Below are 8,085 nucleotides of genomic sequence, written 5' to 3' on the forward strand. Positions count from 1 at the left end.
CGACTTCCCACCCCGGCACGGCAGCAGGCGATGTGACGTTTCCTCAGTGGCTGCCCTTGAGGTTGAGCACGACGACCCCGACGATCACCAGTGCGAGCCCAAGCCACTGCAGCCTGCCCAGCGACTCCCCGAAGGCGACCACGCCGATCCCGGCGACCGCCGCCGTCCCGGCGCCCGACCAGACCGCGTACGCGACCGAGACCGGTATGTGCTTGAGGGCTCGGCCGAGCAGGAAGAAGGAGAGCGCGTAGCCGATCCCGACCCCGATGCTGGGCCAGAGGCGGGTGAACCCCTCGGTGAGTTTGAGGCAGCTGGTGGCGCAGACCTCGCTGATGATGGCGAGGGCGAGCAGGAGGTAGGACATGTCGCTGTCAAACCGCCGGGGCTGCGCAGAGCTTCCCGAGCAGCGCGAGGTCGACCTGTTCCAGGCTGGTCAGCAGGGTGATCCGGTCGCCGGCCGGCATCGGCACGGCGGTGGACGGCACGGCGAGCACCACGCAGCCGGCCGCCGTGGCGGAGGCGACGCCGGTCGGGGTGTCCTCGACGGCGACGCAGGCGGCCGGGTCCAGGCCGAGCCGCTCGGCGGCGGCCAGGTACGGGTCGGGCGCGGGCTTGGTGCGGGCGGTGTCCTCGGCGGCCAGGGTGACCTCGAACCAGTCGCGGCCGATCGCCGAGAGCACCAGGTCGACCACCCGGCGCGGGGAGGCGGAGACCAGCGCGGTGGGCACCCGGGCCTCGCGCAGCGCGGCCAGCAGGGCGAGCGCGCCGGGGCGCGGCACCGTCTCGGCGGCGACCTTGGCGGCGAAGGACTCGCCCAGCCGGGCGGCGAGTTCGGCCTCGCCGAGGGTGGTGCCGCTGACCTTGTGCAGGTGGGCGGCGGTGTGCTCGACGGCCTGGCCGAGCACCTCGGGGGCGTCCTGGTCGGTGAGCGGGCGGTTCAGCTCCTCGGCGAGCTCGGCGGCGGCCTGCCACCAGAGTTGTTCGGTGTCGACCAGGGTTCCGTCCATGTCGAAGAGGACGGCGGAGGGGAGTGTGGACACGGTTTCAGGCATGGCGGTTTCAGGCATGGCGGTACCTTCGGTGCTTCTTCAGACGGTGCAGGGGCGGTGGAAGACCCTCGGCGGCGGGACTCTCTCCAGGGGATTCTCCCCGGATTCTCCCGCCCCGGGGAGCTCAGACGGTGCGGCGGTCCACCAGCACCGGGCGCTCCGGCAGCGTGAGGTCGGCGCGCGAGCCGGCCGGCAGGGCGGCGGCGGCCTCGGTGGGCAGGTCGGCCTTGACCTCAGTGCCGTCGTCCAGGCGGACGGTGAGCCGGGTGACGGCGCCCAGGAAGGACGCGGTGATCACCAGCGCCGGGCCGTTCTCGGACGGGGTGAGGGTGACGTTCTCCGGGCGGACCAGCACCTGCAGTTCGCCGTCCGCCGGGACCGCGCCGTCCACCGCGTGCCGGCGGCCGAGCACCTCGACGCCGTCCGAGGTGCGGGTGCACGGGATGCGGCTCATGGTGCCGACGAACTCGGCGACGAAGGCGGTGGCCGGCCGGCCGTACAGCTCGGACGGGGTGGCGCACTGCTCCAGCTTGCCGGCACGCAGCACCGCGACCCGGTCGGCCATCGACAGCGCCTCCTCCTGGTCGTGGGTGACGAACAGGGTGGTGATGCCCAACTCCTGCTGCAGGCGCCGGATCTCCTCGCGCAGCTGGAGGCGGACCTTGGCGTCCAGCGCGGACAGCGGCTCGTCCAGCAGCAGCACGCGCGGCTGCAGGGCGAGCGCGCGGGCCAGCGCGATGCGCTGCTGCTGGCCGCCGGACATCTGGTGCGGGTAGTGCCCGGCGCGGTGCGGCAGGCCGACCAGCTCCAGCAACTCCTCGGCGCGCCTGCGGCGTTCGGCCTTTCCGGTGCCACGCATCCGCAGCCCGAAGGCGATGTTGTCCAGCGCGGTCAGGTGCGGGAAGAGGCTGTACGACTGGAACACCATGCCCGCGTCGCGCTTGTGCGCCGGGATCGAGGTGATGTCCTGGCCGTCGACCAGGACCTCGCCCGAGTCGTGCTGCTCGAAGCCGGCCAGGATGCGCAGCGCGGTGGTCTTGCCGCAGCCGGACGGGCCGAGCAGGGCGACCAGCTCACCGGGGTGGACGGTCAGGTCGAGGCCGTCGAGCGCGGTGGTGGCGCCGAAGGAGCGGCGCAGCGAGCGGAACTCGACGGTGGCGCTGCTCGGGGCGAGCGCGACGCCGGTGACGGGGGCGGTGGCCGTGGTCATGACTGGTGACTCCTGGAAAGCGTGGGGTGGTTCAGGACCGGGCGGTCTTGCGGCCGCGGCCGACGGCGGACATCAGCAGCAGGACGAGCCAGACGATCAGCAGGCTGAGCATCGAGACCGCGACGGACATCTGGCCGTCGCTCTTGCCGTTGGAGTTGATCCACACCGAGAAGGGGGCGAAGCCGAGGATCGAGGCGGTGGTGAACTCGCCGAGCACCAGGGCGACGGTGAGCACGGCGGCGTTCAGCAGCGAGCTGCGCAGGTTGGGCAGGACGACGGTGAACACCGCGCGCAGCCAGCCGGCCCCGCAGTTGCGGGCGGCCTCGACCAGGGTGACCACGTCCACGCCGCGCAGGCCGGCGTCGATCGCCCGGTAGGCGAACGGCAGCGCCATCAGCACGTACGCGATGACCAGGACGATCGGGAACTTCGGGTCCTGGATGGCCACGATGGTCTGGAAGAGCGGGGTGTCCTGAAGGTAGTCCGGGCCCCAGCGCAGCACGCCGATGATGCCGGTGGTGAGCGCGACGACCGGGACGACCAGTGGCATCGAGCACATCACCTCGATCACCGGGCCCAGCTTCGGTGCGCCGAGCCGGGCGGCGAGCACCGCCGGGACGAGCAGGAGCAGCAGCACCGCGACGGTGACGGCGGCCAGTTCGAGGCTGAGCACCAGGCTGTCGGTGAAGCCGGGGGCGTTCAGCAGCTCGGTGTAGGCGCGGAAGGTGGTGCCGCCCTTGTTGTCGTCGATGCTGAACCACAGCGAGGCGGCCATCGGCACCGCGAAGTAGATCCCGCAGAGCAGCAGGACCAGGCCGCGGCCGAAACGGATGCGATTGATCAGGCGAGCCACTTGGCACTCCGGCGCTGAAGGGGCAGGTACAGGGCCATCACCAGGCAGGCGACCACGATCATGTCGAGGCCGAGGGCGAGGGCGAGGTTGCCCTGGCCGACCAGGACGTTGCCGGACAGCGCGTCGCCGATCTGCATCGAGATCAGCGGCACCGAACTGCCCACCATGGCCTCGGCGGTGGCGTACGCGGCGAAGGAGGCGCCGAACAGCAGCACGAATCCGCCGAGCAGCGAGGGCAGCAGGACGGGCAGTGCCACGTGCCGCCAGTACTGCACCGCGGTGGCGCCGTTGTTGTACGCGGCCTCGCGCCACTGGGCCTTGAGGCCCTCCAGGGCCGGGGTGATGGTGATGACCATCAGCGGGACCAGGAAATAGAGGTAGACCACCGACAGGCCGGAGAAGGTGTAGAGGTTCCAGCCGTGCTTGGTCAGGCCGAGCTTCTTGGTGACCTCACCGGCGTTGCCGAGGGTGGCGACGAACATGAAGGCCAGCGGGACGCCGCCGAAGTTGGCGAGCACGCCGGAGGCGGACATCACGGCCTCGCGGAAGGCCCGGAAGCGGGAGGTCGCCACGGCCTGGGCCAGCGGCAGGCCGACCACGGTGGCGATCAGCGCGGTCAGCAGCGAGAGCTTCACGCTGCCCCACAGGGCGGTCCAGTACGCGCCCTGGAGGGACCCGGTGAGGTTGTCCATGGTGAAGGTGCCGCCGCCGTCGGGCGCGTCCGAGGAGGTGGTGAACGCGCCGATGGCGATCGCGACGGCCGGCAGGCCGAAGCCGATCACGAAGAAGAGCAGCAGGGGGAGGGCGGCGAGCCAGGCGCGGCTGCCGCCGGCCCGGCGCTCGGCCGGGCGGGGGGCCTTGGCGGCCACCGCGGTGGCGGCGGTGGCCGGGGCCGGGGTGGGGGTGGCGGGGCCGGCGGTGGCGCCCCCGCCGCTGTGGGCGGCGGAGGCGGTGGCCGGCACCGGGGTGGGAGCCGTGGTCATCTCAGGTCAGCCCGCGATCGCCTTGGCCCAGTTCTCGGTCACGACCTTCTTGGCCGCGTCCGTCTGGTCCTGGGTGGGGAAGGTGGTGAAGGGCTTCTCGACGGTCGGCAGCTTGGCGGCGGCGGTGGCGTCCAGGGTGCCGGCGGTCTTCATCGAGTCGAACAGGGCGGGGGTGGCGTAGCCGCCGAGGAAGCCGTTCTGGCCCTGGGCGCTGTAGAGGTACTCCTCCCACAGGCGCGCGGCGGCCGGGTGCGGGGCGTCCTTGTTGATCGCCTGGTTGTAGTACTGGGCGTAGGAGCCGTCCGAGGGGATGGCCACCTGCCAGTCGATGCCCTTGTCCTTGAACTTGTCGCTGTAGCCGGCGTTCAGGTACGACCAGTCGATGCTGATCGGGGTCTCGCCCTTCTCGATGGTCGCCGGGGTGACCTCGACCGGGTTGAAGTTGCCGGTCTGCTTGACCTTGCCGAAGAAGTCGATGCCGGGCTGGATGTTGTCCAGCGAGCCGCCGTTGGCGAGCGCGGCCGCGTAGACGGCGCCGAAGGCGGCACCGGCCTTGGTCGGGTTGCCGTTCAGGGCGACCATGCCCTTGTAGTCGGGCTTGAGCAGGTCGGCGAAGGTCTTCGGGCAGACGGACACCTTCTTGGCGTCGCAGCCGATCGACATGTAGCCGCCGTAGTCGTTGTAGCTCAGGCCGTTGGCGTCCTTCATGGTGGCCGGGATCTTGTCGAAGTCGGTCACTTTGTAGGGGGCCAGCAGGCCCTGCTTGCCGGCGCTGATCGCGAAGGCCGAGCCGAGGTCGACGACGTCGGGGGCGCGGTCCTGGCCCTTGCGGGAGGTGACCGCGTTGATCTCGTCCTGGCTGGAGCCGTCCGGGTTCTCGTCCTCGATCTCGATGCCGTACTTCGCCTTGAAGTCGTCCATCAGCTTGCCGTAGTTCGCCCAGTCGCGCGGCAGCGTGATGACGTGCAGCTTGCCCTCCTTCTTGGCGGCGGCGACCAGGGCGTCCATGCCGCCGAAGTCGGCGACGGAGGTGGCGGTCTTGGCGCTCTTGCCGCCCGCGGCGTCGCCGCCGGACTTCGCGGAGGAGGAGCCGGCGGAACCGCAAGCGGTGAGGGACAGCGCGGCGGCGGTCAGGACGGCCGCGAAGGCGGCGGTGCGGGCGCGGTGCACGGACACGGGTCAGTCTCCTGAGAAGGGGGAACTGCAAGCGGGTGTCTTGATCGGGGGGATCAGGCGAGTGGCGGTTCGGAGCCGTCCGAGGTGAGTTCGGAGCCGTCCGAGTTGACTAGCCAACTTCGCTGACGGGGGTAAGTACGCCGGAGTCCGGTGACGGGAAGGTGAACGGACGGCTCAGAGCCGGGGTCGGCTGCGGGAACGGTGGAATCCGGCCATCGGAGCGTGATCCGTTCGGTGCGATGCTCTGAGTGCGCAGCGGGATATGGTCGGGCTGTCCGCGCCGGCACGGCTGCGCAGGACACCGCCCCAGGAGGGACATTGACTGACGTGGCAGTAGAGCCCGGGCGCCCCGCCGAGCGCGCTGCCGGCGCCCTGTACCGCAAGGTGGCCGCCGATCTGCGCGAGGCCATCACCACCGGCGCGTACGGCGAGGCGGGCCGGCTGCCCGCCGAGGGCACGCTGGCCGAGCAGTACGGGGTCTCCCGCGGCACCGTCCGCCAGGCGCTCGCCGTCCTGCGCTCGGACGGGCTGGTCACCTCCCGTCGCGGCACCCGCCGGGTGGTGCTCGGGGGCGCCCGGGTGCAGAGCTTCTCCGAACTGCTCAGCTTCACCCACTGGGCGTACTCGATGGGCGAGGAGCCCGGCGGCATCCTGGACTCCCTGGTGCGCCGCCCGGCCGACGCCGCCGAGCGCGAGCAGCTGCGCCTGGAGCCGGGCGCCGAGGTGTACCTGACGGTCCGGCTGCGCACGCTCTCCGGCACGCCGGTGATGGTCGAGCGCACCGTCTACCCGCCGCGGGTCGGCGAGATCGTCGCCGAGCTGCCGCCGGACGTGGTCTCGCACACCGAGGTGCTGCGCGAGCACGGCATCCTGTTCACCGACGCCGACCACACCATCGACATCGTCGCCGCCAACGCAGAGGACGCCCGGCTGCTCGGCTGCCGCCGGGGCGGCCCGCTGCTGCGCGAGCGGCGGCGTACGACGGACCCGACCGGGACCCCGGTGGAGTGGTCCCAGGACCGCTACCTGCCCGGGACGGTGGCCTTCAGCGTGCACAACTCGCTGGCCACGTCGGCGCTTTCGCGGCACGCCCGGGAGATGGACTGAGCTCCCGGGCGCGCTTCGCGTTTCAGTGCATGAGCGCGGCGAGCAGCGGGCGGTAGTGCTCGAAGTCCGGCGTCTTCGCGTCGGGCTCCTTCGCCTGCTCGTCCCAGCGGCGGACGGCCACCGCGTCGGCGGCGCCCGGGAGTTCGGCGAAGGCGACGGCCTCGCGCTCGTCCATCGGACCGCCCTGGACCCGCAGGGTGTACTCGGAGGCCTCGGAGAGCCGGGCACGGTAGCCGTCCTCCACCGCGCACAGGTAGCGCTTGGCGGCCACGTGCAGCCGGACCGGCTCGGTGACCTCCGGGCCGAACCAGCGGGCCAGCCAGTCGGCGCCGGTGTGGCTGTGCCGGTTGTCCTGCCCGCGCATCAGGTCCCGGCCGTGCAGGGCACCCCGGAAGTGACCTACATCGTGCAGCAGCGCGGCGGCGACCAGGTGGTCCGGCGCCCCGGCGGCCTCGGCCGCGGCGGCGGCCTGCAGCATGTGCTCGGCCATGGTGACGGCCTCGCCCAGGTACTCCCCGGCGCCCTCGCCCGCGAACAGCTCGGCGATCCCGTCCAGGGCGGCGGTGCGGCGGCGCAGCACGGCGAGGGTGCTGTGCAGTCCGTCCAGGTCCGCGTAGCAGCCCTGGAGGTGCCGGTGGCCGTCCTGCTCGAAAGCCGTACGGGCGTGCAGCAGGCGGGTGTTGTCGAAGATCAGGCAGTCGCCGGGGTTCAGGCGGAAGGTGAGCTGGAGCTCGGGGCGCAGGGTGATCGCGGCGAAACGGCGGTAGGCGGCGTAGAAGGCCTCCAGGTCGGTTCCGCTTCCGCGCAGGGTGCCGATCGAGCGGTTGTTGAAGCGCACCTCGCGGATCCGGCCGAGCGGGTCCACGTCGATCAGTGGGCGGTCGGCGCGCAGCTCGGTGCGGCGGTCGCGGAACACGAAGGGGACGGGGGTGCGGGTGAGGGTTGCGAAGTCCTCGGGGGCTTCGTCGCGGAGCAGGGCCGCCGCTTTGAACCCGTCCACCAGGCCGGAGTCGCCGCCGGTCGCCGAGTTCTCCGGGCAGTGCAGCAGCTGGAGGGTCGGCACGGGGTCCCGGTACGGGTTGTCGGTGTGCGGGGCGATGGCTTTGTCCGTGAACGCGAGGTTGTTCGGGTCTGGCTCGACCCGGACGTCGAACAGCTCGCCGTAGTTGGTGACCCGGACGTAGCCGAAGCTCTCGGCCACCCGGAGGACCTGCCGCTCCACCGTCGGCACCCCGCGCAGCACGGCGAAGCCGCTGCGCCGGACGGCGGCGAGGACGGCGGCCTGCTCGGCGGGGTCGGCGAGGTAGGCCGCCCAGTCGGCCTCGGGGATGCCGCGCGCGAAGTCCGCCGCTACCCAGAGCCGCTTGCCCTCCTCGGTCCGGCCGTCGTCGTTGGCCTCCCCGTGCAGCCAGGTGAGCAGGTAGCGGGAGCGGTGCCCGTCGGACCAGAGCACCTCCAGGTTGCCGTCGATCTCCTTGCGCGCCGCGATGGTGAGGTCCGATGGCAGGTCGTTGATCTGGAACAGCTTCTGCCCGTTGCGCGGGTCCCGGCACTCGGCGCAGGGGCAGTTGTCGCGCAGCCAGTAGGGCGGCGGTTGCTCGGTCATGCTCTCCTCCGTAAGTTGTTAGGCGGCCCGGGAGGGCCGGATGTGGCTGATGCGGTCTTGCCTTCTGTGGCTCCCGAGGAGTGGCCGTCCGGCTCTCCGGG

General features: G+C 71.9%; 8 protein-coding genes. 1 reads left to right on the forward strand and 7 read right to left on the reverse strand.

The genetic code is table 11. The features are described 5' to 3' along the window. Window positions 1-43: 43 nt before the first annotated feature. The 6 genes from ACZ3UD_RS28370 to ACZ3UD_RS28395 all read right to left on the reverse strand — a co-directional run bounded on the left by ACZ3UD_RS28370 (window position 44) and on the right by ACZ3UD_RS28395 (window position 5,271). Window positions 44-364 (reverse strand): DMT family transporter, encoded by a 321-nt coding sequence (locus ACZ3UD_RS28370; RefSeq protein ID WP_355672618.1) that lies wholly within the window; start codon window positions 362-364, stop codon window positions 44-46. Window positions 365-371: 7 nt separating this feature from the next. Then, window positions 372-1,040 (reverse strand): HAD family hydrolase, encoded by a 669-nt coding sequence (locus ACZ3UD_RS28375; RefSeq protein ID WP_465593591.1) that lies wholly within the window; start codon window positions 1,038-1,040, stop codon window positions 372-374. Window positions 1,041-1,173: 133 nt separating this feature from the next. Continuing rightward, on the reverse strand, window positions 1,174-2,259 hold the full coding sequence (locus ACZ3UD_RS28380; protein WP_465593594.1) for an ABC transporter ATP-binding protein: 1,086 nt from the start codon (window positions 2,257-2,259) through the stop codon (window positions 1,174-1,176). A 31-nt stretch (window positions 2,260-2,290) separates the two neighbouring features. Then, window positions 2,291-3,100, reverse strand: coding sequence for an ABC transporter permease (locus tag ACZ3UD_RS28385; protein ID WP_465593635.1), 810 nt, complete (start codon window positions 3,098-3,100; stop codon window positions 2,291-2,293). Beyond that, window positions 3,100-4,095 (reverse strand): ABC transporter permease, encoded by a 996-nt coding sequence (locus ACZ3UD_RS28390; protein WP_465593597.1) that lies wholly within the window; start codon window positions 4,093-4,095, stop codon window positions 3,100-3,102. The genes ACZ3UD_RS28385 and ACZ3UD_RS28390 overlap by 1 nt, the downstream gene beginning before the upstream one ends. Window positions 4,096-4,101: 6 nt before the next feature. Then, window positions 4,102-5,271: an ABC transporter substrate-binding protein gene (locus tag ACZ3UD_RS28395; protein WP_465593600.1), complete on the reverse strand. Its 1,170-nt coding sequence runs from the start codon at window positions 5,269-5,271 to the stop codon at window positions 4,102-4,104. 318 nt (window positions 5,272-5,589) lie between these two features. On the opposite strand from ACZ3UD_RS28395, the gene ACZ3UD_RS28400 reads away from it, so the two are divergent. Beyond that, on the forward strand, window positions 5,590-6,378 hold the full coding sequence (locus tag ACZ3UD_RS28400; RefSeq protein ID WP_465593603.1) for a GntR family transcriptional regulator: 789 nt from the start codon (window positions 5,590-5,592) through the stop codon (window positions 6,376-6,378). 22 nt (window positions 6,379-6,400) lie between these two features. On the opposite strand, the gene tmpA is transcribed toward ACZ3UD_RS28400, so the two are convergent. Next, the gene (tmpA, locus tag ACZ3UD_RS28405) at window positions 6,401-7,984 is read right to left on the reverse strand and encodes a 2-trimethylaminoethylphosphonate dioxygenase (protein ID WP_465593606.1); all 1,584 of its coding nucleotides are present in this window, start codon (window positions 7,982-7,984) and stop codon (window positions 6,401-6,403) included. Window positions 7,985-8,085 lie beyond the last annotated feature (101 nt).

It is taken from the genome of Kitasatospora sp. NPDC023118 (assembly GCF_055560875.1).

What these genes read in the sequence shown, in the direction of transcription:
- ACZ3UD_RS28370 (WP_355672618.1), bottom strand. Translation starts at nt 364, where the DNA reads ATGTCCTACCTCCTGCTCGCCCTCGCCATCATCAGCGAGGTCTGCGCC.
- ACZ3UD_RS28380 (WP_465593594.1), bottom strand. Translation starts at nt 2,259, where the DNA reads ATGACCACGGCCACCGCCCCCGTCACCGGCGTCGCGCTCGCCCCGAGC.
- ACZ3UD_RS28390 (WP_465593597.1), bottom strand. Translation starts at nt 4,095, where the DNA reads ATGACCACGGCTCCCACCCCGGTGCCGGCCACCGCCTCCGCCGCCCAC.
- tmpA (WP_465593606.1), bottom strand. Translation starts at nt 7,984, where the DNA reads ATGACCGAGCAACCGCCGCCCTACTGGCTGCGCGACAACTGCCCCTGC.